This is a genomic window from Paenibacillus sp. VCA1 (assembly GCF_031583795.1).
GTDB classification, from domain to species: Bacteria; Bacillota; Bacilli; order Paenibacillales; family Paenibacillaceae; genus Paenibacillus_AQ; species Paenibacillus_AQ albilobatus.
In genome coordinates this window covers 1-577 of the sequence record NZ_JAVLSX010000041.1, presented here as the reverse complement: position 1 = coordinate 577, position 577 = coordinate 1, and the positions used below count along the sequence as shown (strand labels likewise).

Here is a 577-nt window from a genome sequence, read left to right as displayed (position 1 = left end):
GTATCTTAACGGTTAAAACTTGCATGTGTTCACCCCCTTTTCTTTTGTTCTTCAACATAACGCTTTACCGTTTCGCTTGATACGTTTCCAGCTGTACTCACGAAAAAAGAACGTGTCCACAGACTAGGCAAATGGGCAAGATGCTCAAACTCCTGCCTTAATATTCGAGAGGTCACTCCTTTCACTTTTGCCATAACATCTGATGGAGAATCGGTGGGAAGACCGTTCAGGAACAGATGGACATGATCGGGCATAACTTTCATCGCCACAATAATCCAGTTATTCTGATGGCATATTTCAGCTAATAGCTCCTTGAATCGAATTTCCACTTGATTTACTAACACTTTTCTTCGATAACGAGGGCAGAAAACAAAATGATAATTAATGAGAGATACTGTTATAGCTGTACGTCTATATTCTTGTCCCATAAAACAATGGTATCAGTTTAATCATACAGCTACAACAATTAAACAAAAAGAAAAGCACACACGCACACGTGCTATGTGTTTGCCCTTCCCATCCCATAAAGGGATGTTCTGGCAAAGCCGTCTTTCATCCCACGATTAAAACCGTGGGC

The 577-nt window shown here is 40.7% G+C and carries 1 protein-coding gene; it reads right to left on the bottom strand.

What is annotated here, in order from left to right:
• Positions 1 to 29 precede the first annotated feature (29 nt).
• On the bottom strand, positions 30 to 428 hold the full coding sequence (tnpA, locus tag RJP21_RS31040) for an IS200/IS605 family transposase (RefSeq protein ID WP_310862618.1): 399 nt from the start codon (positions 426 to 428) through the stop codon (positions 30 to 32).
• Positions 429 to 577: the final 149 nt, after the last annotated feature.

Excerpts from the sequence above, each read along its gene's own strand:
- tnpA (WP_310862618.1), bottom strand. The coding sequence starts at position 428 with ATGGGACAAGAATATAGACGTACAGCTATAACAGTATCTCTCATTAAT.